The 25,978-nt window shown below is 35.3% G+C and carries 24 protein-coding genes and 2 pseudogenes; 18 read left to right on the top strand and 8 right to left on the bottom strand.

Annotated elements, in window-relative coordinates; all coding sequences use genetic code 11:
* The first annotated feature begins 117 nt into the window (after nucleotides 1-117).
* The 7 genes from htpG to hemA all read left to right on the top strand — a co-directional run bounded on the left by htpG (nucleotide 118) and on the right by hemA (nucleotide 7,748).
* A complete protein-coding gene (htpG, locus tag OPR46_RS01515; RefSeq protein WP_265044049.1) occupies nucleotides 118-2,013 on the top strand; it encodes a molecular chaperone HtpG in 1,896 nt (631 codons plus the stop codon).
* Nucleotides 2,014-2,121: 108 nt separating this feature from the next.
* Nucleotides 2,122-4,011, top strand: coding sequence for an ankyrin repeat domain-containing protein (locus tag OPR46_RS01520; RefSeq protein ID WP_265043613.1), 1,890 nt, complete (start codon nucleotides 2,122-2,124; stop codon nucleotides 4,009-4,011).
* An 89-nt stretch (nucleotides 4,012-4,100) separates the two neighbouring features.
* Complete coding sequence (locus OPR46_RS01525) at nucleotides 4,101-5,048, top strand: hypothetical protein (RefSeq protein ID WP_265043614.1); 948 nt, start codon at nucleotides 4,101-4,103, stop codon at nucleotides 5,046-5,048.
* Between the two features lie 17 nt (nucleotides 5,049-5,065).
* A complete protein-coding gene (locus tag OPR46_RS01530) occupies nucleotides 5,066-5,290 on the top strand; it encodes a hypothetical protein (RefSeq protein ID WP_265043615.1) in 225 nt (74 codons plus the stop codon).
* A gap of 41 nt (nucleotides 5,291-5,331) precedes the next feature.
* Nucleotides 5,332-5,616: a hypothetical protein gene (locus OPR46_RS01535; RefSeq protein WP_265043616.1), complete on the top strand. Its 285-nt coding sequence runs from the start codon at nucleotides 5,332-5,334 to the stop codon at nucleotides 5,614-5,616.
* Nucleotides 5,617-5,648: 32 nt separating this feature from the next.
* Nucleotides 5,649-6,512 (top strand): TomO hydrophobic C-terminal domain-containing protein, encoded by an 864-nt coding sequence (locus OPR46_RS01540; protein WP_265043617.1) that lies wholly within the window; start codon nucleotides 5,649-5,651, stop codon nucleotides 6,510-6,512.
* A 27-nt stretch (nucleotides 6,513-6,539) separates the two neighbouring features.
* A complete protein-coding gene (hemA, locus tag OPR46_RS01545; RefSeq protein ID WP_155969391.1) occupies nucleotides 6,540-7,748 on the top strand; it encodes a 5-aminolevulinate synthase in 1,209 nt (402 codons plus the stop codon).
* Nucleotides 7,749-7,866: 118 nt separating this feature from the next.
* On the opposite strand, the gene OPR46_RS01550 is transcribed toward hemA, so the two are convergent.
* The 4 genes from OPR46_RS01550 to OPR46_RS01565 form a co-directional block, all read right to left on the bottom strand.
* Entirely contained in the window at nucleotides 7,867-8,562 is a 696-nt protein-coding gene (locus OPR46_RS01550; RefSeq protein WP_265043618.1) for an inositol monophosphatase family protein, read from the bottom strand.
* 8 nt (nucleotides 8,563-8,570) lie between these two features.
* A complete protein-coding gene (efp, locus tag OPR46_RS01555; protein WP_265043619.1) occupies nucleotides 8,571-9,137 on the bottom strand; it encodes an elongation factor P in 567 nt (188 codons plus the stop codon).
* A gap of 62 nt (nucleotides 9,138-9,199) precedes the next feature.
* Nucleotides 9,200-9,706, bottom strand: coding sequence for a ribosome maturation factor RimM (rimM, locus tag OPR46_RS01560; RefSeq protein WP_038250708.1), 507 nt, complete (start codon nucleotides 9,704-9,706; stop codon nucleotides 9,200-9,202).
* Nucleotides 9,707-9,720: 14 nt separating this feature from the next.
* Nucleotides 9,721-10,896 carry an aspartate aminotransferase family protein gene (locus tag OPR46_RS01565; protein WP_174515904.1) on the bottom strand — a complete coding sequence of 392 codons (1,176 nt, stop codon included), beginning with the start codon at nucleotides 10,894-10,896 and terminating at the stop codon, nucleotides 9,721-9,723.
* A 66-nt stretch (nucleotides 10,897-10,962) separates the two neighbouring features.
* Here OPR46_RS01565 and OPR46_RS01570 point away from each other — a divergent pair, with 66 nt between their 5' ends.
* The 3 genes from OPR46_RS01570 to recF all read left to right on the top strand — a co-directional run bounded on the left by OPR46_RS01570 (nucleotide 10,963) and on the right by recF (nucleotide 14,143).
* Nucleotides 10,963-12,390: a sensor histidine kinase gene (locus OPR46_RS01570; protein ID WP_265044050.1), complete on the top strand. Its 1,428-nt coding sequence runs from the start codon at nucleotides 10,963-10,965 to the stop codon at nucleotides 12,388-12,390.
* Between the two features lie 189 nt (nucleotides 12,391-12,579).
* Nucleotides 12,580-13,047, top strand: a complete 468-nt coding sequence (gene bcp, locus OPR46_RS01575; RefSeq protein WP_265043621.1) for a thioredoxin-dependent thiol peroxidase — start codon at nucleotides 12,580-12,582, stop codon at nucleotides 13,045-13,047.
* Nucleotides 13,048-13,063: 16 nt separating this feature from the next.
* Nucleotides 13,064-14,143: a DNA replication/repair protein RecF gene (gene recF, locus OPR46_RS01580; RefSeq protein ID WP_182319834.1), complete on the top strand. Its 1,080-nt coding sequence runs from the start codon at nucleotides 13,064-13,066 to the stop codon at nucleotides 14,141-14,143.
* Nucleotides 14,144-14,547: 404 nt separating this feature from the next.
* Here recF and OPR46_RS06860 read toward each other — a convergent pair whose 3' ends face one another.
* Together OPR46_RS06860 and OPR46_RS01590 are read right to left on the bottom strand one after the other, a co-directional pair.
* The gene (locus OPR46_RS06860) at nucleotides 14,548-14,730 is read right to left on the bottom strand and encodes a hypothetical protein (protein ID WP_265043623.1); all 183 of its coding nucleotides are present in this window, start codon (nucleotides 14,728-14,730) and stop codon (nucleotides 14,548-14,550) included.
* A 343-nt stretch (nucleotides 14,731-15,073) separates the two neighbouring features.
* Nucleotides 15,074-15,397 carry a TrbC/VirB2 family protein gene (locus tag OPR46_RS01590; protein ID WP_265043625.1) on the bottom strand — a complete coding sequence of 108 codons (324 nt, stop codon included), beginning with the start codon at nucleotides 15,395-15,397 and terminating at the stop codon, nucleotides 15,074-15,076.
* A gap of 135 nt (nucleotides 15,398-15,532) precedes the next feature.
* Here OPR46_RS01590 and OPR46_RS01595 point away from each other — a divergent pair.
* The 8 genes and pseudogenes from OPR46_RS01595 to OPR46_RS01635 all read left to right on the top strand — a co-directional run bounded on the left by OPR46_RS01595 (nucleotide 15,533) and on the right by OPR46_RS01635 (nucleotide 22,682).
* Nucleotides 15,533-16,341 (top strand): annotated as a pseudogene (locus OPR46_RS01595) (YihY/virulence factor BrkB family protein).
* On the top strand, nucleotides 16,328-17,083 hold the full coding sequence (locus OPR46_RS01600) for an SDR family oxidoreductase (protein WP_265043626.1): 756 nt from the start codon (nucleotides 16,328-16,330) through the stop codon (nucleotides 17,081-17,083). Before OPR46_RS01595 ends, OPR46_RS01600 begins: the two are co-directional and overlap by 14 nt.
* Nucleotides 17,084-17,130: 47 nt before the next feature.
* Nucleotides 17,131-17,436 (top strand): hypothetical protein, encoded by a 306-nt coding sequence (locus tag OPR46_RS01605; RefSeq protein WP_265043627.1) that lies wholly within the window; start codon nucleotides 17,131-17,133, stop codon nucleotides 17,434-17,436.
* 308 nt (nucleotides 17,437-17,744) lie between these two features.
* The gene (locus OPR46_RS01610; RefSeq protein ID WP_265043629.1) at nucleotides 17,745-18,002 is read left to right on the top strand and encodes a hypothetical protein; all 258 of its coding nucleotides are present in this window, start codon (nucleotides 17,745-17,747) and stop codon (nucleotides 18,000-18,002) included.
* Between the two features lie 153 nt (nucleotides 18,003-18,155).
* Nucleotides 18,156-21,383, top strand: coding sequence for a carbamoyl-phosphate synthase large subunit (gene carB, locus OPR46_RS01615; RefSeq protein WP_265043632.1), 3,228 nt, complete (start codon nucleotides 18,156-18,158; stop codon nucleotides 21,381-21,383).
* Nucleotides 21,384-21,547: 164 nt separating this feature from the next.
* Nucleotides 21,548-21,763: a hypothetical protein gene (locus OPR46_RS01620; protein ID WP_006279709.1), complete on the top strand. Its 216-nt coding sequence runs from the start codon at nucleotides 21,548-21,550 to the stop codon at nucleotides 21,761-21,763.
* A pseudogene (locus tag OPR46_RS06950) lies at nucleotides 21,760-22,386 on the top strand (IS110 family transposase); the annotation flags it as partial. The gene OPR46_RS01620 and the pseudogene OPR46_RS06950, both read left to right, overlap by 4 nt.
* A 128-nt stretch (nucleotides 22,387-22,514) precedes the next feature.
* The gene (locus OPR46_RS01635; protein WP_265043634.1) at nucleotides 22,515-22,682 is read left to right on the top strand and encodes a hypothetical protein; all 168 of its coding nucleotides are present in this window, start codon (nucleotides 22,515-22,517) and stop codon (nucleotides 22,680-22,682) included.
* Nucleotides 22,683-22,770: 88 nt separating this feature from the next.
* Here OPR46_RS01635 and OPR46_RS01640 read toward each other — a convergent pair whose 3' ends face one another.
* Together OPR46_RS01640 and rpoD are read right to left on the bottom strand one after the other, a co-directional pair.
* The gene (locus OPR46_RS01640) at nucleotides 22,771-23,751 is read right to left on the bottom strand and encodes an SGNH/GDSL hydrolase family protein (protein WP_265043635.1); all 981 of its coding nucleotides are present in this window, start codon (nucleotides 23,749-23,751) and stop codon (nucleotides 22,771-22,773) included.
* Between the two features lie 140 nt (nucleotides 23,752-23,891).
* On the bottom strand, nucleotides 23,892-25,841 hold the full coding sequence (gene rpoD, locus OPR46_RS01645; RefSeq protein ID WP_265043636.1) for an RNA polymerase sigma factor RpoD: 1,950 nt from the start codon (nucleotides 25,839-25,841) through the stop codon (nucleotides 23,892-23,894).
* Between the last annotated feature and the right edge of the window lie 137 nt (nucleotides 25,842-25,978).

A 25,978-nucleotide genomic window follows, 5' to 3' on the forward strand; every position in this document is an offset into this window, starting at 1 on the left:
CCCATAAATTGGGTGTCATAATAACTACACCCACATTAATTTTGGTGTACGTGACCTTGAAAGATCGTGATTCAATACTTAAATTATTAGGGTAGTAGGCAAATAATGGAGCTCAAAATGCATAATGTACAAGAAACTGAAAATTTAAAATTTGACGCTGAGGTAGGGAAAGTACTGAATATAGTGATTCATTCACTTTACACCAATAAAGACATTTTTCTGCGTGAATTAATATCAAATGCATCAGATGCATGTGATAAGTTGCGCTATGAATCTCAACTAAACCCTAATTTGCTAGATTTGAGTGACGAATTAAAAATCACTATCAGCTCCAATAAAGATAAGAACGAGCTATATATCACTGATAATGGCATTGGAATGAATAGACAGGATTTAATAGACAATCTTGGTACAATTGCAAGCTCTGGTACGCAAAAGTTCTTGGATGCGATTAAGAATAGCAAGGATTCAAGCCAAACTGTGGAGCTGATAGGGAAGTTTGGTGTTGGTTTTTACTCAAGCTTTATGGTTGCATCAGAAGTAATAGTAGAATCGAGAAAAGCTGGAGAAGAGGAGTCTTGGATCTGGCAATCCAAAGGAGATGGGGAATATTCAATCAGCAAGTCAGATAATCAAGTCCCTCGCGGAACCAAAATTACGCTCATTATGCATCCTGAAGAAAACGAGTTTTTAGATAAATTTCGTGTTGAAAATATTGTCACTACTTACTCTGATCACATAAATTTTCCTGTTGAATTTATAGACGAAGAAGGAAAAAGTGAAAAGTTAAACAGTAAGGCTGCAATTTGGACTAAGCCAAAAAATGACGTTACTCAAGAGGAGCACAACGATTTTTTCCGCAGTGTTGCTCACGTTGGCGGGGAGCCCTGGATGATATTGCATAATAAAAATGAAGGTGCAATAGAATATACAAATTTGCTTTATGTTCCTTCTATAAAACCTTTTGATTTATTCCATCCAGATAGACGTTGCTCTGTGAAGTTATATGTAAATAAAGTATTTATCACTGAAGATAACGTACAGATTATACCACAATACTTGCGTTTTCTGAAAGGCGTGGTTGATTCACCGGACTTGCCTCTTAATATCAGCAGAGAAACGCTGCAGAATAATCGTGTTGTTGAGCAGATCAGAAAATCTCTCACTAAGCGTGTGATATCAGAGCTCGGTAAAAAAGCAAAAGAGAATTTAGAGGAATATACAAAATTCTGGACCAATTTTGGTGCAGTTTTAAAGGAAGGTCTTTGCGAAGCTATGCCAACTGATGAGAGAGAAGCACTACTCTCAATTTGCGGATTTCATAGTACTGGTGATGAGAAATTAGTCAGCATTGATGACTATATAAGCAGAATGAAGCCTGAGCAGGAGCATATCTATTATCTCACCGGAAATAGCCTCGATTCAGTGAAAAACAGTCCGCAACTTGAGGGATTCGTCAGTAAAGGACTAGAAGTGCTCCTATTTGTTGATCCAGTTGATGACTTTTGGACTAGTGTAATTCATGAATACAAAGATCAGAAAATCAAGTCTGTAACCCGTGCAGATGTTGATTTGGAAAAATTCTCTTCAGAAGAAGATAAGACAGATGAAGAAAATAAATCGAATGGAGAAAAAACTGAGGAAACTATACTGCAATATTTTACCACAGTGCTTGGAGATTCAGTAAAAAGCGTAAAAATTTCCAAAAAATTGACTGATAGTCCCGTATGCCTAGCGGTTGATGAAGGTGCTATGGATCTTCGCATGGAGCGTTTTTTGCGTGAACAAAAGCAGCTAAATTACCGCACGCCAAAGGTGCTTGAAATTAACACTAAGCATCCTGTAATAAAGAGTATAATGAAATCTTATGCTGAAAGTGGTGAAAACCCAACATTGGAAGACATGATTCATTTATTATTTTACCAAGCTTGCATCGTGGAAGGTGAAGAGATGGATGATGTAAGTCTGTTTGCTAAGAGATTGAATAATTTGCTTGGCAAGATTTCTGTTTAATGCTATACTTAGCTTAGCTATTAATTAGGGGTAAAACATGATTTGGAGTTTACTTGGTGGGCTCATGCCACCAGAGCGACTAGATCAGAATTTAAGCTAACGCAATCTTTGCTCAGTCAAGTAAGGGCAGACAAAAATGATGCTGATGCGAATTCTGGTAAGCAAGCTTATAAAGACTTACATAGAATGAATTTTATAATCAATGGTAAAACCATAAGTAAAGATTTTGTTGGCCAGTTGTGCGATAGGTATAATCAAGAGCTTCAAAGTAATAAACGCCAAGTTGCAAAGCATGTTCTAATAGAAATGTTTAAGCATGCTAAGGCAGAAGTTCCAGATGATCATATACTGAAAGAGTTAATTACTAGTTGCAATCAAGCCGGGTATGACGGCTCTTTGTTCATACAGCTCTTTCCTATATTTTTTGAGCATAACCTACAATTGCCTGACGCTAACGATGGAAAGATAAGTATTATATGTAATAGCCAAGATTCCCTAAATATTCAGTATTGTCCAAGTATGCCTGTTAAGCAACAGGATACAAAGATAGAAATATGCAGGCTTGATGCTATTTTAGAGTTCACGCTTAAATCTCAGAATGGTAAGGTAGAGTATAAAGATGGTAAGGTAACACTTACCATTCCTGAGCAATTAAAGGATTACAAAGCTGGTAGCAAAAGTTTACTAGGTGACATAAGTAGGCATTTTGAAGATGCTGATAATGCAGTTGTTGAGTCTCTTATTGCAAATATTGATGAAGGTCCTAAATCATTTGTTGCAGGTTCGCCAGCAGAGGTGGATTCAGATGTTGATAATTCATTTGATATCATTCCTAAAAGTTTAGCCTTTGATAAATTGGTAGATATTATAAATAAAGCAAAAAATGGTGATTATAATGATTTAAACGAAGTTATAAATAATATAAGAGAAGATAAGGAGAATGATAGGTTTATCACTGACTTGAATCGTGGTGATTTTAATAATTTTTGCTCTCAACAACTTAATTTGACTGAGCATATGTACGAGGTGCTGTCGAATCATAAATATAAGGGTAACTATAATGATACAGTGAAAGAGCTTGTACTGCTGGCCATTGCAGCTAATGATACGCTTGTGGAAAGATGTGTAAAGATGCACGAAGGTATATTGTTCACGCAAGATGAAGATTTGGATAGGCTACTTCTTGGTGCTGGTGGACAGGGGTATATTAAAGCTTTATTAGAATTTTTAGAAGAAAAACAAAGTCGTGTACTCTCTTGGAATAATATATGTGAAAAACTTAAAAGGGCGTCGTCAATTGGCAATCAGGAATGCGTGGAAGCGATACTAAATAGATTTGAAGATACTGAGAGTAGAGATCCTGCTATAAAACTTTTGCACTATGCTGTAGAAAAAGACGATTATGATTTAGTAAACTCACTTATTAAAAATGGCGCTAATGTTAATATTCAAGATAGGAATAACAAAACAGCTTTACATTATGCCGTTTCCTCTTATGGTGACATTCAGAATGTTAATAAAATGGTAATGTTGCTTGTTGAAAGTGGTGCTAAGATTGACACTCAAGATAGCGATGGCAAAACAGCTCTACATTATGCTGCTGCTTCCAATAAGGATGAAATAGTAAGGTTGCTTTTAAAAGAGGTAGCTAATGAGGAAATTAAAGATAAATCTGGTAAGACATTTTTAGGCATGGTAGCTTCAGAAACTAAATCATTCCTTCTTAACGTGTTACACCCAGGAGGGCTTTTGCATCATGCTGCTAAGGAAGGTAATATTGACAGGGCTAAAAGACTTCTTGCGAAGGGTAAGGATGTTAATGCTAAAAATAGTCATCGTGAGAGTCCTTTAAGTGTAGCTATTCAAAATAATCGCTTGAAGATAGTTAAGTTATTTCTTGAAGAGAGAGCAAAAATTGGTAAGGAGGAAGTTAACAAAGCCATTGGAGCAGGTAATCTGGAAGTAATAGAATTGCTTGTGAGTAAGGATGCTTTATAACTAAAAAAGACATACAATACGCACGAAATGTTTATACAAATTGTGAGAAAGATAAAAAGCAAGCTCATTCAAGCGTATTAACGTTTCTTGTGGATATTCATAATGAACAGCTACTTAAAAAGGCCATTGAACAAGGTGATCTGAAAAAAATAGAATCGTATGTAAAGAAAGGTACTGTTATATCTGGAGAAATCATACAATGCGCACGAGATGCTTGTAAAATTTGTAGGGAAGATAAAAAGCAAGCTCATTTAAGCGTATTAACGTTTCTTATGAAGACTAGTAAAGATCAATTTAAAGAAGCCATTAAATTAGGTAATCTAGAAAGAGTAAAATTGTTTGTAGAGAAAGGTGCTGTTATAACTGAAAAAATCATACAATACGTACAAAATGCTTATGAAAAATATAAGGAGGGAAGAGTTTGTATATCGCAGTATCCAGATGGAATGAAGGCTGAGGAGCGGAATCGTACAGAAATACTAAATTTTCTTAAGGATAATGTACGATCAAATAGTAACTTAGTAAATGAAACTGCAACTTCAAGTCAAGTAGTGAATGAAGAAGATAACAATCAATCAGAAAATCCAGGACTTGAAAGTGCTGGCAGTAAGCAGCCACAAGAAAATGTTATGAGTAATGGAAAGGCTTCAATAGAAGAAGCTATAGGTAATAATTATAGGAGAGGTAAAATGTCTAAAAATAAAAAAAGTATAAAGCAGGGATTGTTTATTGATGTTATCTACGATGTTAAGCGGATGAAGAATTTCCTAAAAAGCAATGATGATAAGCTTGTTTTGAAGAAGGCCCTAAACCAAGTAAATACTGAAATTAAAAAGAAGGAGGACACTAACGGTCTAGGTGTTACTAAGAGGAAAAGAAAAAATGATCAGAAAGAAAAACTCTTACAAACTAAAGAATTGCTTGAAGACAAGATCAAAAGCATTGGAAATGATGCTAAGGCTGCTGTATCATCAGTAACTGATGTTAGCGCTACTACAAGTAGTCACGAAGCTCCTGTTATAGCTCTTTTACAATAATCCGAACAGACCGTAATATGCTACTGGCCTGCTATAGCCATAAACACATATCTTATCGCATTCGGACTATTATAAGAAAGGCTATAATATTGATGATGAGAAAAAACAAGCTCATGCTCAACCTGCTGAACATGTACCAGAAGAAAGTGCAAAACTTAAGGCACAGCCTTCTAATACTCAAGAGCAACAAGAAGTTTCTGAGACTCCAGTTCCAGAACAAACGGATGATATTGAAAGTTTAAGTACACAGGACGATCTTGTTCCTCAAAGTAAAAGTGCTACCGTGTTATCAGTTGATAGCGATGAGGAAAAACAAGCTTCTCTAAGTGATGAAGTTTTTTATGATGCAGAAGAATCTATGTTAGGTACAACAAATAGTAAGGATGGTTCTACGCTTGAAGGTGATAGTGATAAACAAGAGCCACAACCAAAATCAGTGCCAACACCTTTAGTAGCTAAAGAAAATTCTGGACAAGTGAATAATGTTCAAAGTAATGGTAGACAGTCTGATAATCAAAACAATAAAGATATACAAGATGTTAGCGCTACTATAAGTGATCAGGTATAGCTCTTTTTACAATAATCCGAACAGACCGTAATATGCTACTGGCCTGCTATAGCCATAAACACATATCTTATCGCATTCGGACTATTATAAGAAAGGCTATAACTCCTGTGAGTAGTGATACTGAAAACAATAAAGTGGAAAAAAGTGGTGTGAGTTTACAAAGCAGCGGCTATGTGGACAATAGCACAGTATTATCCTTTGTGGATAGAGAGCGTGTTATTCATGTTGATGCGCAGGTTTCAGGGGATGTGAGTTGTCTGGTTGAAACTATTAGTGAAGATACTGATGAAGTTGCAAGTAATCAAAATGGTGTACTTTTGCTGGAAGCTCAACCTATGATACAGAGTTATGATTCAAGTGAAAAAGGTAATACTAATTTGCAAAGTGCAGGTGATAGTAGTGTAGGTGTAGTGTCAAAGAATGGTAGTGATCAACTACCTGCCGATAATCTAGAGCAGAATAGCAAAGGGGTGGATGATAGTAGTGTATCTGTGCAGTCTATAGGTATGGTGATAAGTCAATCTAATAGTGCTTCCACTATAACTCTGGATGATCACAAGCCTCTCATGAAAGATATAGAAAATGATAATGATCCAAGTGAAGAAGATAATGATTCTCCACAGAATATCAAAAAAAGCACATTGTCTACTATAGTTGTTTCAACACTAGTCGTGGCTGCAGTAGCTTTGATAGCTATCTCTGTTTACTTAGAAATGTTAGCAGTGGGGATAGCAGTTGGAGCTTGTTGTCTGGTTGCCGCTGCAGTTATATACTGCTTACACCTAAAAGCCAAGTTGAAAACAGCGAGGTTGAAAAACCTTTCAACACGGGGAAAGTACCTACTGCCGTACATGTATAATAAATATAGTAGTCTATCGTTTAATAATTTATTATAATTATGTTAATTATCGGTAAATAAGGACTTGGTAAACTACGAAGAAATATTCTTGAATAAAATAAAAGATATAAAAGATGAGGGGCGCTACCGTGAATTTACGCACTTTGCGTCATTACCAGGTAGGCTCCCCCACATTATGGACTATGAAAGAAATAGGGAAGTAATAGTCTGGTGCAGTAATAACTATTTGGGAATGTCACAAAATGAGAGTGTAATTGCCGCTATCCAAAATTCATCTGTTGGTGCTGGAGGAACAAGAAATATATCTGGTACAACAAAAGAGGTTGTTGAACTTGAAAAATCCTTAGCTTGTTTGCATAAAAAAGAGGCTGCTTTAACTTTTGCTTGTGGCTACCTCGCTAACCAGACAACACTTAGCACTTTATCGTCTGTTATTCCGGGCGTAGTAATTTTTTCAGACGAGAAGAACCATTCTTCGATGATAGAAGGCATAAAATCAGGAAAAAGGCCAAAACATATATTTAAACACAATGATGTTAATCATCTAGAGCAGTTACTCAAGTCTATAGACAAAAAGACACCAAAAATAATAGCACTTGAATCCGTATATTCAATGGATGGCGATATAGCGCCGCTTAAAGCAATATGCGATCTTGCAGATCAACATAATGCAATTACCTATTTGGATGAGGTGCACGCAGTTGGCATGTATGGTTCACATGGTGGCGGAATTGCAGAAAGAGAAGGCCTGATGGATAGAATAACCGTTATTCAAGGTACACTATCAAAGGCTTTTGGAGTGATGGGTGGGTATATAGCGTCTTCAAAGAGCTTGGTAGATGTAATAAGAAGTTCCGCTCCAGGATTTATTTTTACCACTGCTATGTCGCCTGTTTTAGCAGCGGCAGCAAAGGCAAGCGTTGAGCACCTAAAATCGAGCAACATTGAAAGGGAAAAGCAAAAGCAAGTCGTTGAAAAAGTAAAAAACTCACTGAGAAATGCAGGAATTAACTTCATTCCAACAGAAACTCATATAATTCCAATAATAATTGGCAACTCAGAGTTATCCAAAAAAGCATCAAAATTATTATTTGATGAGTATGGAATATATGTTCAACATATAAATTACCCGACAGTTCCAAGAGGAACTGAGCGTTTCCGTATTACCCCTACACCTTATCATACCGATGAAATGATAGAGCATTTAACAGAATCTCTTGTAAAAGTTTTCGAAAAGTTGTCTATCTCTGTAGCCTGTTTATGCTATAGCTAGTACAGCCCTACATCATACCGCGATTTATTCGCGGTATCTCAGCATGGATTCCGCTAACAAGTAGCGGAATGACGAGTTTTACGCTTATCAAATTGTAGGTAAACATAAATTACTTTAGCTATAGTTTTATATCTCCAGCAATGATTAGCCCGTTGTCTTCCGTTAGCCTTCCACCGCTTTCTTGCAGAAAAAGTCTACCGAGCAAGGCTTTATATTTGTTAACTCCAGAGTAAATTATTCCACTGTGCCTTCCTGCCGCAAGGTATACAAAGCCTAAAATTGTTGAACCTATGGAGCGTACATTACTATTGCAAGGCAGCAATTTATTTAACAAATTACCACTTACATCTATTAGACCCCCTTCACGGATTTTCACTCGCATTTTTACATGACGAGATCTAAAATCCTCAAGAAAAGCACCTTTCTTTTCTTCTGCCCAAAAAGTTTCTCTAAGAGCCGGAGCATCAATTACAGCTGCCACAACTTTATTTTTATGAATGAGACAGACTGATACTGCAAAATAAACCATGCAACTAGAAAAGTTCTCCCTGCCCTCTATAGGCATAATAAACCAGGTATAAGTGTTATCTTTTACTTCTTGATCAGTATCATCTTCAAAAATAAAACCATAGTCTCGTTTGTAGTCGTGCAAGCAATCGTATATGGTTTGCTTGGATTTTGAATAAGTTTTATTAATAAAGTCTGCTGATTTAACATTAGAAATTTGCAATTCATTAAAATCGCGCATAAGCTGCTTGGAAGCATTACGCACAGAATCAAGCATCACATTAATTCGTGGTGATGAGAGGGACATTCTTCCTTTTACTCTTTCACTCTTTCATAATAGCTGTCACCTGGAGTATATACTACAATTTTATCCTCTTCTTTTATAAATTGAGGCACGTTAACGCGCATTCCGTTTTCCAAAATTGCAGGCTTATAAGAAGCAGTAGCAGTTTGTCCTTTAATAACAGACTCTGTTTCTTTCACAGCAAGTGTAACATAATCAGGCACATGCGCAGAAATTATTTTGTCTTGATAAGCTACAACTTTAATTTTCATGTTATCCTGTAAATAAATTTTTTTTTCTCCCAATAAGTCCAAATTTATAGTGATTTGCTCGTAATTACTTGGATGCATAAGATTTACAATGTTTCCTTCAGTGAAAAGGTAAACATATTCCTCTTCATCTAAAATTGCCCTTCTGATTGTTGCATCAGAACGCAATCTTTCATAGTGTTTTGCTCCGGTCTTGATATTTTTCATTTCAGCTTGTATGTATGCACCACCTTTACCAGGTTGAGTATGCATAATACCTACAACCAAAAATAATCCGCCGTTATGTTCCAACACCTGACCTGGTCTAATATCGTTAGCTCTTTCTGCCATAATTACATTTTCAGTTTGATCTTACAATTATAAATAGCTTTATATAAATATCAAAGTCTTTATTAGTCAATAAATTCTGGTATATTTAATACTATATACCTCCCCTTTATATTTATATGTGGAAATATCTCTTTAGTGAAAGACAGCATAATACGTTTTTTTGTGCTGATAACTAAAATTTCTAATATATCCCCTGAGCCGAAATTATACACAGATTTTACATAGCCATATAATTCATTACTTTTCAGCCTTACTTCCATATCTACAAGGTCACTTTGGTAAAATTCATCCTCATCATTTAGCTCTGGTAACTTGCTTCTTTCTATATATAGCTTCTTATTCCTTAAAAGCTCTGCTTCATTACGGGAATTTACTCCGCTTATTGTAGCTATTACTAAATTATCACCTATGACGGATACTGAGTCTATTTTATAATTCTCATCACCACTTATTAGCTTACCATATAAGAAGATATTTTCAGGCTTTTCAGTAAAGGTTTTTACTTTAACAGCTCCTTTAATTCCGTGAGGAGAGGTAATAATTCCTAAGCATACCAGATTGTCGTTCATATTAATGCAAGTATCTAATCAGAAGATTTCTCAGATAAATATTGAGTCAAAATCTCGATGCCTTCATCAATCTCTTTTTCAGTGATAATGAGTGGAGGTAAAATTCTCACAACGTTATCTGATGTTACCCCAACAGTAAGCAAGCCGCGATGACTTAACTCTTCTGCAAACTTTTGATTGTCTGCTTTCACTTTTATTCCAAGCATTAACCCTTTCCCTCTTACTTCCTCTATTATTGGAAATTTACTTGCTAAGTCTTCTAGTTTATTTTTTAAGTATTTACCTCTAATTTCAACATTTTTCAAAAAGCCGGGGCTGAGCAATTCTTCGAGCACAGCATTACCTACTGAGGTTGCAAGCGGATTGCCACCAAAAGTGGAACCGTGCATACCGACCGCCATATATTTAGCAGCATTTTCAGTCGCAAGACAAGCCCCTAGCGGAAACCCGCCGCCTATTCCCTTTGCAAGAGCACATATATCAGGTTCCACTCCTATATGTTCGTATGCAAATAATTTTCCTGTCCTGCCAGCACCGCATTGCACGCAATCAAAAAATAACAATATGTCATTTTCATCACACAGCTTTCTTAGTTCTTTCATAAAGACTTCATTCATTACTTTGATACCACCTTGCCCTTGTATTGGTTCTATTAATATAACGCCTATACCACTTGAAATTGCTTTCTTTACGCTCTCAATATTGGGCTCGATGTTATCACACCAATCAATGTAGGGATTTAGTAATTCAGAAAATTTCTGTTTATCGTTTGTAGCACAAGTTAAAAAGGTTCTTCCATGAAATGCACCATGGAATGTTAAAATTCTGTGACGATTTTTATTGCCTTTTCCATTTTGATAGATCCTAGCAATCTTAAGCCCACATTCTACTGCCTCTGATCCAGAATTTGAGAAAAATACAGTGTTAGCGAAACTGTTGTTTATTAATTTTTCTGCAAAATTATTGGCAGCAGGTATATTATAGGTATTTGATATATGCCATAATTTTTCTCCTTGCAATTTAAGAGCACTAATTAATCGTGAATTGGTGTGACCTAAGCTACTAACGGCTATTCCGGAGTGAAAATCTACGTAGCGCTCACCATCAACATCATATAGGTAGATACCTTTGCCATGAGAAAAATTTATATTAACAGGGGAATAAACTGGCAAAATAGGAGAAATTGTCATAAAATATTATATGCTAAATTTTATTATTAATAACATAAAAGCCGTTGTTTCGCAATGAGTAAGGATATGTATAAGATAGGTAAATTAATGTTTTCTGCACTGGGGAAAAACAAATACACAAAAGTTATCGCATTATTCTCATCAATTTTTATGATTTTATTCAGTGTGATATATTGTAATTATTTACTAAGGAGTAATTTCCTTTCTTCTTACCGTGATTCAAGTGTAAACTTAAAAAGCGTACTGGAAAATGGCATAATAAAAAAATACCATTATTTACTAATAGAAAAGCATCACATTAAATACAAAAATTTTGACTACATAAACCAACTAGTAAAACTACGTGCTGAATTATTACAATCAGTGAGCAAAGTAAAGGATTTCAGCTTAATACTGTATGATCAAAACGGCAGAATAATATTCAGTAATTTTAACACTCAAGATTATGATTATGAACAGTTACTTACAAACGATGAAATTGATAAACTATTAAGTAACCAAGAAATATTTTATACTACAGGAAATACATTAACTTCTATTTTCCCTATATTCCATGAAAATAGCGTTAAACCGTCGTTTTTTTTGAAGATTCTTCGAAACTACAATAATTCTTATGTTATAGCATATGGCCTATTTTTAACATTTTTGGGCCTATTATTAATAATCTTAATATTAATAATGTTCTATTTGCACTTTTCTAATACCCAAATGCTAGCCAAGCAACATAAAACTAACATTGAATTACAGCAGATAAAAGAGACATTAGAGCAAGAAAATGCAAACAAGCTAAAGTTTTTTGCAAGCGTTACACATGAATTACGCACACCTCTTAATGCTATTATTGGATTTGCGGAGTTGATCAAAAATAAAACTTTAGGTTCAATGGATAATTCTCAATACAAGGAGTATGCAGACGATATATATAATGCAGGAACACACTTACTTACCTTAATTAATGATGTGCTCGATTTTTCTAAAGCTGAATCAAGTAGTTTAACAGTAGAAAAAGTGAAGTTTAACCTGAACAAAATAATGGATTCATGCGTAAATATGCTATTACCTAAATTAAAAGAAGCCGGGATTAATTTAAAAAAAGAGATGACTAATAAACAATTATTAGTCATTGCAGATCCCAAGAGAATGAAACAAGTTATAATAAATTTATTATCAAACTCAATCAAGTTTACTCCCAAAGATGGTTTAATAAGAATGGTGATAAAAGAAAATATAGAAAAAAACTTATTAACTATTGAGTTTCATGACAATGGAATAGGAATAATGCAGCAGGACATATATAAAGTTATGTCTGTTTTTGGCCAAGCAGATTCGGGGTATAGAAACGAAGGTACGGGCATCGGATTGCCGCTAAGCAAGAAATTAGTAGAGTTAATGGGTGGAACTTTTGACATTAAAAGTGAAGCAAAACTTGGTACTACGATAACATTGAACTTCTTTTATGAAGAACAAACATGTGAAGATTCGATTGATTTTTAATAGGATCTATTTGATATGGCCTTACATCAGACGAAAACCACACTTTATCAAAAGCGGCAAGCCGAGAAGGTAGGCAGAAATTCATCAATAAGCCCCCATCAAGAATCTTATCTGTTAGCTATATATAAAATTTGATACTCTGACTACAATATACTACTATAGATAGAAGTGTTATTAATGGAGCAAGGTATGGAATTAGCAGTAGGAAATAATGCACCCGATTTTAGCTTACCAACAGGTTCTGGTGAAAATTTATCACTGAGTGAATTTTTTGATAAAAAAAATGTAGTTCTTTATTTTTATCCTAAAGACGATACTCCGGGTTGTACAATGGAGGCAAAAGGCTTTAGAGATAAAATAGATGATTTTTCTTTCCTTGACACAGTGATAATTGGTGTATCAAAAGATAGTGTTAGATGTCACACTAACTTCAAAGCAAAATATTCTCTGCCGTTTTCTTTAGTTTCTGATGAGAATGCTGAAATGTTGGGAAAATATGGTGTTTGGGTAGAGAAAAGTATGTTTGGCAAAAAGTATATGGGAATAGAACGCACTACTTTTTTAATAGATAAAAAAGGTAAAATAGTGAAGATCTGGAAAAATGTAAAAGTTAGTGGACATGTTGATGAGGTTCTGGAAGAAGTAAAGAGAATATAAACTAAAGAATAGGTTAATGGCTACCCATTGCTACATAAAAAAGCTGAAATTGCATAATTTTCGTAGCCACTCAAACTTTGAACTGGATTCAGATGATAGCTCAGTTGTAATAACTGGCAAAAACGGTATTGGTAAAACTAATATACTTGAAGCAATCTCGTTGCTTGCTAAAAGCAATGGAATGAAAAAAGCAAAAGCCAGTGAGATACAAAATAGATTCAGTAATGAAGATTGGGTAGTGCACTATGATTTTTTTAATGGAATGGATTTTAATTCAATTGGTATCGCAAAGAGTTTTGATAAGAAACTAATACAAATTGATGGAAAAACGCAATCGAGTTATTCATCTTTGTATAAGATATCCAATGTAATATGGCTGATTCCACAAATGGACTATGTTCTTCTTAATTCTCCAAGTGACAGATTAAAATTTTTAGACCGTATAGTCTCACTGTTTGAGGAAAATTACACTTGCTGCTACATGAAACACAGAAAAGCTAAACGTGAGCGAAGTAAACTGTTGAGAGAGAACACCTTGGACGAAAATTGGCTCTCTAGTCTTGAAAACATAATGGCCGTTAATGCAGTTAGTATTTTACGTATGCGATCGTCTGTTTTAAAGACACTACAAGACACAATTGATAACCATTCCAGTGAGTTTTTTCCGAAGGCAAGTTTGAAATTCAGCAGCCAGCTAACTTTGGACGATACTGCAGAATATTTTCAGAATCGTCTAAAGGAAAACAGAGAAAAAGATTCATTGACTGGTAGAGTAACCTTTGGTGTGCATAACGATAATTTTCGGGTTTTTTGTCAAAAAAGAAACGTACCAATAAATCTGTGCTCCACTGGAGAACAAAAGTTATTACTGCTTTCTATTATTTTATCCAGTGTAAAAGCAAGGTGTATTCATTACAATAAGGCACCACTTCTTCTACTTGATGATATAATGTCTCATCTGGATAAACATTACAGAAAGGCGTTAATGGAGGAAGTATTAAGTATTCAATGTCAAACTTGGATAACTGATGTAAATCAAGATAATTTCAATAGCTATCTTTATTCTTTCAAGTTTTTTGAATTATCAAATGAATAGTATAGCCTTTCTTATAATAGTCCGAATGCGATAAGATATGTGTTTATGGCTATAGCAGGCCAGTAGCATATTACGGTCTGTTCGGATTATTGTAAAAAGAGCTATACTTTACAAACTTCGCCAGTCCCCTTATCATGAAACTGAAGCTATTTATTTATCTTCGCAATCTCTGCAGTGGATTAATGACAAAAAACTTAATGTATTTGGCGTAAATCATGCTTAATTTTTGTACTATGTGCACCTCATGTCTTTATAAAACTTTTAGGTTTCTACCTATATAAGCTGAAACGCGCTTATAAAGCGTTTAAGACAGTAAAAGACGTCAAATAGACAAGGGAGAATTTGAATACTAGCCACCCCAGGGTTTCTTTGCCTTTTTTTTCGCTTGGTAAGTTTTTTAATACTTAGATTAGTTGCAATTTAAGAGACCAGAAATGGTCAGTGCTTGGCACTGGAATAACGTCCTCCTTTGTTATCCCAGTGCCCAGACACTGGGATCCAGGAAACTTAATTGCAAGTATAGCCTTTCTTATAATAGTCCGAATGCGATAAGATATGTGTTTATGGCTATAGCAGGCCAGTAGCATATTACGGTCTGTTCGGATTATTGTAAAAAGAGCTATAATTAGCCAACCACGGGGCTTCTTTTGCCTTTTTTTTTATTTGGTAAATTTCTTAATATTCATAGCTAAACGACAACCGTTATTCCGCTGCTTGTTAGCTGATGAGATACCGCGAATGAATCGCGGTATGACGGTATGCGGCGGCATGACGATAAGCCTTGTCATTCCAGCGCGTGACGCTGGAATCTAAACTTTAACTGATATGATTACAGAAAGAGAATTTATTAGGTATTCATAGACACTGAAAGTGGTCAGCTTGACCACTTTCAAGTAAAGAAAACTACGTTTGTGCCTCCAATAATTTCTATTACTTATCCGCTACTGCACCGTCTTTACAAATCACACCTCCTGGTGTTATTTTTGAAACGACTACAGGAGCGCCAAAAAACACAGCAGTAAATGCACCGAGTGCAAAAAGCGCTGGCCACGGCATTCTGCCGAATATTGCAAGCAACGCTGCACCAATTATCACTATTGTGATCATTGGGCCACCTATGCCGTGAGTATAGCCTATTATCTTGCATATCACCGATGATGTTGTATCATTTGTATCAACAAAAGTAGTAGGAGGAGCACCTGCATCAAATGCAAAGGAGAGAATTAAAGCTACAAGTAGAAGAAAATTTTTCATTATGCCTCCGATAATTTCTATTTAATGCTGGATTATCCTTCACTTTGATTAAATTTAAGTAAATGGTGAGGATTTTTTGCTTAAAAGTATCCTTTATTTCATTTAGAATACTTTTCTTGGTTCGTCTATATTACAGTGCTACAGAAATTTTACAGCATCGTTTATTGCCTTTATCGTGCTTTGATTGGCACAATTCATAATGATGGAGTGGAGCATGCAGGGTATTTATCATTTTTAATTCTGTTATCAATATTTCCTTTTCTCATCGTTTTAATGGCTGTGGCGTCAACATTCGCAAATTTTTTAGACCAGTACAACATTGGCTGGGTATTTATCATTGATAACATGCCACAGGATATTTTATCATCTTTGATGCCGCGTATTAGGGAGATAATATCAGGCCCGCCGCAAAGCTTACTAACTTTAGCAATTGTAGGTGCTGTTTGGACCGCTTCATCGACAATTGAAGGGCTTAGAACAATACTCAATAAGGCCTATAAAGTTCCGGTTTCGCCGCCTTATATGTTAAGAAGAGTACTAAGTATATTACAATTTTTAGTAATCACGCTTATTATAACTCTAACTATAGTGTTTTCTACACTAGTACCAATGCTAATTGATTTTTCCTATCAGGGGCTAAGTTATACTAGGTATTTACTTATTGAATTTGTACTTTTCACAGTAGTCTCTATTTTATGTTACCAAACATAAAACAAAATTTATCAGACGTATTTCCTGGATCTTGTGTAGCTGTTATTCTTTGGACGATTTCTGCTCCAGCTTTTAAGCAATACTTAAAAGCTTCCTTTGACCAACTGGATTTGATATATGGAAGTTTAGGTGGTGTGGTGGTGTCATTACTATTTTTTTATATGCTAAGTTTGATTTTTATATATGGAGCAAAATTCAATTTTCAGCTAAAATATTTCAATGGATCTCGCTAAGGAGAAAGAAATGGGTAAGTTAGAAGGTAAAGTAGCTTTAATCACCGGAGCTTCAGGTGGAGTAGGCTCTGTTGTTGCAAAAAGGTTTATAAGAGAAGGTGCATGTGTGATTCTGATTTCAAGATCTCTTGATAATCTCAAGCCACTATATAATGAAATTGAAGAGCTTGAAGAATTTAAAGAAGGCTCTGTGAAACTAATTCAGCTTGATCTTTTAGACTTTGAGAATGTAAAGATACTGACAAACATGATAGAAAGCCTGAAATTATCAGAATCTGGAGCACTTGATATATTAGTTGCGTGTGCTGGAATTTTAGGCAAACTGAACCCCATTCATGACTGTGAGATTGAAGAGCTACAGAACGTAATGAATACAAATTTTACTGCCAATTGGTACTTACTAAAAAACTTAGATCCAATGCTAAAAAAGTCTAATGCTGGAAGAGCGATATTCATGACCTCAGAAGTGACACTTTCTCCTTCCTCTTATCCATATTGGATGCCGTATGCTGCAAGTAAAGTTGCACTAGAAATAATGGTGCAGATATATGCATCTGAGACAAAACATACAAAATTATGTGTAAATGCTGTATACACGGAAGGACCTGTGGGTAGTGAGCAGGCATTTCCTGGATCTGAATTGGTGTCACCTGATAAACTAACAGATAAATTTGTGGAATTAGCTTCTGAAGACTGCAGCATATCAGGAAAAATCTTACCGCTCAGCAAATCTCCCGAATAAATTACCATAGTATAGCTCTTTTTACAATAATCCGAACAGACCGTAATATGCTACTGGCCTGCTATAGCCATAAACACATATCTTATCGCATTCGGACTATTATAAGAAAGGCTATACCGTTAAGCCCACAACTGTATGAACATTGTGATTTGAGAGTAATCTCCACTAGGAAGGATGTCATCCCAGTGCCTCTATGGTGTCATTCCAGTCTGGAATCTAGTCTTTATTATGCAGCCACTTATTTAAAGTTAAGTTTTCTGGATCCCAGATGGCTTTGTTGCATCGCTAGCTATGATGGATTAAAGATAAAAAAGGTAGAGAATATCAGTAGCTTATTATTCTGGTATTCATAACAAGAACGGTCAGTGAATACCTAAATTTGAGTAAAAGAAATTTCACTACCACTCACTAATCCGGCTAAAATTCAAGAATTTCAATGCTTTAGCTATTTTCAATAGAATTAAATTTATTAATATAAATAACAAGTTACTATTCTTAAATTTGATCAGATTGATTGCAAAAAAAACAAGATTTTCAATAAGTTGCTTATAATCCTAATTATAGTTAGCCTTTCATAAGTAGCGATGCAACAAAGCCATCCCAGACTGGGATGACACCTCTGGGCACTGCCGTCATAAAGGAACCAGTGTCAGCTACTTGAATGACATCATTTGCTGTGCAATTTATAGCTCTTTTTACAATAATCCGAACAGACCGTAATATGCTACTGGCCTGCTATAGCCATAAACACATATCTTATCGCATTCGGACTATTATAAGAAAGGCTATACCTTCAAAAATGAATGTTTGTACAGCTGTGTGTCAAGCACTGGAATCTGCCACGCAAATTGCAATGTTCGTACAGTTATGCGTCAAGCCTAAAAGTATAGCCTTTCTTATAATAGTCCGAATGCGATAAGATATGTGTTTATGGCTATAGCAGGCCAGTAGCATATTACGGTCTGTTCGGATTATTGTAAAAAGAGCTATAATTAGCTAATAGGTTTAATAAAAATTCACATATACAGGAAAGATTGGTAACATTACTTGAATAGAGACCGTTATTGTAATTATGCCGAAACGCACAGATATAGAATCTATATTAGTAATAGGAGCAGGCCCAATAGTTATAGGTCAGGCATGCGAGTTTGATTATTCCGGAACGCAAAGCTGTAAAGTATTAAAAAGTGAAGGTTATAAAGTCATTTTAGTTAACTCCAACCCCGCAACTATAATGACAGATCCTGAGTTTTCTGATGCAACTTATATTGAGCCGGTACTGCCTGAAATCATAGAGAAAATTATAATTAAGGAGATGCCAGATGCAATATTGCCAACAATGGGCGGGCAAACAGCGCTCAATTGTGCAATAAAACTTGCAGATGATGGAGTGTTAGACAAATACAATGTAGAATTAATAGGGGTAAATAGAGAAGCAATAAAAAAAGCAGAGGATAGAGAGTTATTCCGTCAGTCCATGGATATAATAGGACTGAAATACCCCAAAAGTATCATTATAAAAAATCAAGAACAAATAAAAAAGGCTTTGGACTACGTTGGATTACCAGCAATCATCCGTTCATCATTCACTCTTGGTGGCGCAGGTAGTGGTATAGCATATAATAAAGAGGAGTTTTTCAATATCGCAGAAAGTGCTCTCAAAATTTCGCCAATAAATGAAGTTCAGATAGATGAATCAATTATTGGCTGGAAAGAATATGAAATGGAAGTTATCCGCGATTGTAAAGATAACTGCATAATAGTCTGTTCGATAGAAAATGTTGATCCGATGGGAGTGCACACTGGGGATAGCATAACTGTTGCTCCTGCTTTGACTCTGCGTGACGTAGAATACCAACAGATGAGAAATGCATCTATAGCAGTGCTGAGAGAAATTGATGTTAGTGCCGGTGGTGCAAATGTTCAATTTGCAGTGAATCCTAAAGAAGATGGAAGCCTCGTTGTAATTGAAATGAATCCAAGAGTTTCTCGCTCTTCTGCACTTGCTTCGAAAGCAACAGGCTATCCTATTGCAAAAGTTGTAACCAAACTTGCTATCGGCTATTCGCTCGATGAAATACGTAACGACTGCGCTCCAATAATACCAGCAGCATTCGAACCAGTGATTGATTATATCGTCACTAAAATTCCTCGATTTGAGTTTGAGAAATTTAAGGGGACGAATTGTGAATTATCAACCTCCATGAAATCAGTGGGAGAAGTGATGTCTATAGGCCGCACTTTTAATGAGTCACTACAGAAAGCTTTCCGTTCACTTGAAACTGATTTTACAGGACTTGATGGAGTATTTCCTGAGAACATTGATATTGATCACATAAAATCTCAATTAGCAAAATTGCTACCAAACAGATTACTGATTGCTGCTGACGCAATGCGCCACGGAATTAGCATAGAAGAAATAAATTCGATTACAGGATATGACTTATGGTTTCTGCAAAATATACAGCAAATCATCTTGGCTGAACAAAAAATCAAGGAAAATGGCCTTCCTGAAACTGCATATGAAATGTTAGAGCTGAAAAAAATGGGATTTTCAGATGCAAGATTGGCGAAATTAAGCAATAAGAAAGTAGAGCAAATCGAAGAAACAAGAAAAAAATTTGGCATCAAACAAGTTTATAAGCGTGTAGACACCTGTGCGGCTGAATTTGAATCGAGCACTGCTTATATGTATGGCTGCTATGAGGGAGACATTACAAATAGGACAGAATGCGAAGCGGACATTTCTGACCGAGAAAAGGTTGTCATTTTAGGAAGTGGTCCAAATCGCATTGGTCAAGGTATTGAGTTTGATTATGCATGCGTACATGCAGCTTCTGCCGCCAAAGAAATGGGGTATGAAACAATAATGATCAACTGTAATCCAGAAACTGTTTCAACTGACTACGATACCGCTGATCGTTTATATTTCGCCCCACTGATTGCAGAGGATGTGCTTGAAATACTAAGTAAAGAGCAAGAAAATGGCACACTGGTTGGTGTAATAGTTCAAATAGGTGGTCAAACGCCCTTAAAGTTAGCCAAAGTGCTTAACGAGAGAGGTTTCAAAATTCTGGGAACTCCGTTTGATTCTATTGACCTTGCAGAAGATCGCATGAGATTTAAAAACCTTGCTTTGCAACTTAATTTAAAACAACCTGAAAGTTCTATCTGCCATTCAGTAGAAGAAGCGTTAACCAACGCAGAAAAGGTGGGGTTTCCACTGGTAGTCAGGCCATCATATGTCCTCGGCGGTCAGTCTATGTCGATTAGACACGATACTCAGAGCTTTAAAGAGTACGTCTTGGATCAAACTAAAATCTTTGAGCATGGTTCGCTGCTTCTTGATAAATTTTTAGTCAATGCAGTTGAGGTTGACGTTGATGCTGTATGTGATGGGGAAAAAGTTTTCATTGCAGCGGTCATGGAGCACATTGAAGAAGCTGGTATCCACTCTGGGGATTCAACATGCTCAATACCGACAAATACATTGAGCGACGAAGTAATAAAAGAGATCAAGCTCCAAACTGAGAGAATAGCATTAGCATTAAAAGTGAAAGGTCTGATAAACATTCAGTTTGCTGTTCAAGAGAGAGATGTATACATACTTGAAGTAAATTTACGAGCTAGTAGAACCGTTCCTTTTATTTCCAAGGTAATCAATATTCCTATTGCAAAGCTTGCCACTCAGGTTATTTTGGGTAAAAAATTGAATCAGGAAAACAAGCCTTTCAATCATTTTGCAGTTAAAGCTGCTGTTTTTCCATTTACCCGCTTTGCAGGAGTGGATACTTTACTTGGTCCTGAAATGAAATCAACAGGAGAAGTGATGGGAATCGACTCATCTTTCGAAGCTGCACTTGCAAAAGTGCACATGGCTGCAGGATACAAGTTACCAACAGAAGGAGCAGCTCTGGTTTCAGTAAAAGATGATGATAAAGAGTATATATTGCCTGTTGTACGAATGTTGAAAGAACTGAGTTTTGAAATATATGCAACCAAAGGTACGGCTTTGTATCTGAACAATAACGGCATTGCTGCAAAAGCTGTAAATAAAGTGAGAGAAGGCAGACCCCACATAGTTGATATGCTCAAAGATGGAAAAATAAATCTAGTGATCAATACCTCAAAAGGTGTGAAATCAGTCTCAGACAGCAAAGATATTCGCAGAACTGCTATTTTGCAAAATATAGCTTACAGTACCACAGCTTCTGGGAGTAAAGCGTTAGTGCTTGCAATTCAATATGTAAAGAATAGCAAATTGGAAGTGAAATCATTACAGCAGATACAAAACGGTTAAATATCAAAACTAGAATAATTCACTCTCAAAATGCTAAAGAGAACATAATAAAAAGATGGAAATTTTGAAGGAAATAGTATACCTAAAGAATCAACTAGCGTAATTGAACAGCCAAATGCTGCAACGAATACTCCACAATCTTACCTAGAGGACACTTCCCTTATATGTTAAGAACAAGTCTTTATAAATATCAAAGTAGTGATATTAAAGACACACAGAGAAGAGGAACCGTCACGCCCCTTGATTATAAGAATCGTTGTTCAGCAAGGTTCTCTTCTCTGGTTTATTATACTGAAAGTTCCGAACAACTGATTGAGCTTTTAGGCTCGTATATAAGGCTGGAAAATGCAGTATATGTTATTATTACGGAGGAATTATGAATTCATCAAACATTATTGCTGGCATTGATGTTAGCAAAAGTAAATTAGATCTCCACATTCACCCACTTGAGCATTATAAAATATTTGAAAACAATGTACAATCCATTGATGAAATGCTGGACTTTTTACGTTTGCATAATGTAACCAAAATTGGTCTTGAGGCAACTGGTGGATACGAAAAATTATGTGCCTATACTTTACTAAGCAATGGTTTTGAGGTGTACGTCATTCAACCAAGGTGGGAGAGACTATGCTAAAAGCCTTGGTATTACTACAAAAACTGATAAAATAGACTGCAGTATCATCTCACGTTATATTAATAATACAGATATGCGTGTTACTCCTTTAACAGTTAGTAATGGTAATATTGATTGCTTGAAACAAAAATTATCTCGTAGAAACCAACTTGTAGAAATAGCAAAAATACAAAAAACCCAAATCCAACAGGTATAGCCTTTCTTATAATAGTCCGAATGCGATAAGATATGTGTTTATGGCTATAGCAGGCCAGTAGCATATTACGGTCTGTTCGGATTATTGTAAAAAGAGCTATAACTGATACATCTATAATCAAACAAATAGAGGAACTTCTTGCAATTTTACGTAATCAAATTAAAACTTTATAGCCTTTCTTATAATAGTCCGAATGCGATAAGATATGCTACTGGCCTGCTATAGCCATAAACACATATCTTATCGCATTCGGACTATTATAAGAAAGGCTATAGTAGCGGGATGACGGTTTTTCAAATTGTCGGTAAATCTAAGTCAGTTTAGCTATAGGCAGCAATTTTCTGTATTTATTTTAATAGCTCTTTTTACAATAATCCGAACAGACCGTAATATGCTACTGGCCTGCTATAGCCATAAACACATATCTTATCGCATTCGGACTATTATAAGAAAGGCTATAAATTGAAGAAAGCTCAAATGAAAGATCGTGTTTTGCTAAAAATCACAGAATGCAGTCTGGTTACTATTTAAAAGGATATGTTCAAAAAACTGTGTCAAATCAACTCATACACTTCATTACCAACTTCATGATGAAGTTCCGCAGTTGGATGGAAATAATCAAAAAAGAAATAATCCTTTAGTGTTTCTTTGCTACACCCAGGGTTATAGTGAACGTCAAGTTCCCCTTTAAATATCAACTTTAAGAGTATTTTTATATTTTCTTTAAATCTCCCAACTTGGTCTGCAATGTTCGATGTGCATTCATCTTGACAATTTAAACCTTTGCTCTTGTATTCGCTAAACATACTTCTCATTTTAGAGTTAAGATCAAATGCTTTTATTTCAAGATTTGTACTTTTCTTCATATAATCTAAGCTTTTAGCCAGTTTTGCATTGAAACTCTCCGTGAGCTTTGTAGCTAGTTCCCTTGCTTCTTCATCTCTATTAAAAGCTGGTATTGAGCCAACTTCAGGTGCATTTGCAACAACTACATGCTTAACACCATGTTCATTTAGAACCTTAAGTGCATTACATATTTCACTCACTGCTTGTTCCAACACTTCTTCCGCTTTAGTATCGTCATAAGCAGTGGCAACCATAACATCATTTCCGCCGATTATGATGCAAAATAAATCTTCTTTACCTATATCTGGATGATGTTTAATTACCGCATCTAGCTGGTTAGCTAAACGAAATTTATTGAAGAAATAAGAAAAAATAGGGTCAAAAATTTCAGATGCTGTTGCATATGAAACTGCGTAATTCTGACCTTGCTGTTCGTGGCATCTCCCAAAAAATGAATAACTCCACCCAGGTTTAAATTCATCTAAATCTAAATATTTTGCTATACATTCAACAGCAGTAGGGCCATTGCTAAAAGATCTTCCTTGATAAAAAGGATCATCAAATTTTACGCTTTTTGCAAAGGATAAATTATTTAAAATTCCAATGATTGCGCCATTATCGGATAAGCTATCACCCAGAACATAAAAATTTCTATACTTTGAATTAGAATTGTCATTTTTGTTTGTCATAATATTTACCGTAGATTAGCATGTTGTTTCATTAGATTCATAGAAAAAGAAAAATAGCGGTGAAATTATACAACTTTGGCCTAACTTGCTCTCCACTTTTTCCGGGCAAAATCAGCTTCTTCTTAACTTGACACGTATACTTAAAAGAACCCTCTAAGTTTTCTAGCACGGCTTGGATGTTTCAACTTGCGCAGTGCTTTTGCCTCTATTTGCCTAATTCTCTCACGTGTTACATTAAAAATTTTTCCTACTTCTTCTAAGGTATGTTCCTTCCCATCTTTACCAAGGCCAAAACGCATTCTTAAAATTCTTTCTTCCTTTGGTGTTAAAGTTGCAAGAACATTGGTTGTAATGCCACGCAAGTCAGCAAGTATTGCAGCATCCTCTGGCCTGGAGACTCGCTTGTCTTCTATACAATCACCAAAGGTACTACTATCATCTTTTCCTGTTGGAGCTTCAAGACTTACTGGATCCCTTGCTATTTTCATAACTTTGCGTATTCTTTCCAGTGGCATTGTCAGTTCTACACTCAATTCCTCTAACGTCGGCTCTCTTCCCATCTCATGAGTCATCTTTCTTAATGCTCTGTTGATTTTACTGATAATTTCCACCATATGAACTGGTATTCTAACTACTTTAGACTGCTCAGGTATTGCTCTAGTGATTGATTGTCTTACCCACCAAGTGCCATAAGTTGAAAATTTATATCCACGTTTGTAATCAAACTTATCCACGGCCTTCATAAGGCCAATATTGCCTTCTTGTATCAAATCAAGCAGATCAAGGCCTCTTTTTGAATACTTCTTAGCAATGGAAACTACTAGCCTTAAGTTAGCCTTAATCATTTCTTGCTTTGCTTCAGAGACTTCTCGTTTGTGTTTTTGTATTCTCTTGATTAGCTCCTTAAATTCTTGTACGTTATCTTCCTGTATATGCTGCTTAATACCGTTCAAGGTACTAGCTATATGTTCAGAGTTATCGTCTATAAACCTTAAAAATTTGTTTTTTAATTCACCTGTAAAAGAGGACTGATTTTCATTGATCTTTAAAAGACTTCTCTTTTTCAATTCGTGCTTTAAAAGCACGTCATCATAAACTTTATAGAAACTTTCTCTATCGATATCGTATTTTCTAGCCTCAGCAATAAGATTAGCCTCTTCAAGCGTAATGGATCTATTTATCTTATAAAGTTCTTGTGTAATTCTGGCAACAGCAGCATCACTTAACTTAATTTGTAATGCTATAGACCATATTTGATTATACAAATTTTCTAGCTCATTAGAGAAATTTTTAGAATTTTTTCTTAATATCAACGCTTCATTTGTTAAAGTAATTATCTCATCCAATGCAACTATGACCTTTGGCAATAAGTCACTTTCCATTTCAAGAATAGAAACATTTAAATTGACTGAACTTATATCTTCATCATTACCGTCTTTCTCATCATCACTTTTTTTACTATCTTTCTCATCATCACTACAGTACTCAGCATCTTCAGAAACATCCTCAGAATCCTCAACATCTTCAGCACTTTCTTCACTCTCTTCACTTTCTTCTTTGGGTACCACATTAAAATCAGAGTTATAAATTGCATCTAGATCTATAATTTCTCTCAGTAAGAGAGCTCCATTACTTAAATCATCACGCCATACTTTTATCACCTTTAATGTTACTGATGTTTCAATTATTGCACGTAACATGTTATGCTTTTCAGATTCAATTTTTTTTGCTATCTCGATTTCATCTGCCCTTGATAAAAGCTTTACGGAGCTCATGTCTTGTAAATAAATCCTCACTGGATCATCATTTTGTACTAAAGTTGCAGTAACATTTGGCGATGTGTCATCATCAAGTTTACTATCATCACTGTTGGAAGGAATATCTTCTTCATCTTCGCTACTTTCAAGCACATTAATTCCGGAATCCTGCAATAAAGATATAGTATCATCTATAAAGTCAGACGAAAAATTTTCATCTGATAATTTATCATTTATATCATCAAAGGTAATAAAACCACCCTTTTTTATACTCTTAGTTACCAGATCTTTGATAATTTTTTTCTTATCTTCTGCATCATTAATAGTTGACATCATTACCTTTATAGTTTATAATTTTACTTCTTATTAACAAACAAACTTACAACGAGCAAGTCTATAATTTTACTTTTAACTTGTGGCTATTTGTTACTTCATATAGTTTAAGATACTGTTAATTTATGTACACTTGT

This window comes from Wolbachia endosymbiont (group A) of Scambus nigricans (assembly GCF_947251485.1).
Lineage (GTDB): Bacteria > Pseudomonadota > Alphaproteobacteria > Rickettsiales > Anaplasmataceae > Wolbachia > Wolbachia pipientis.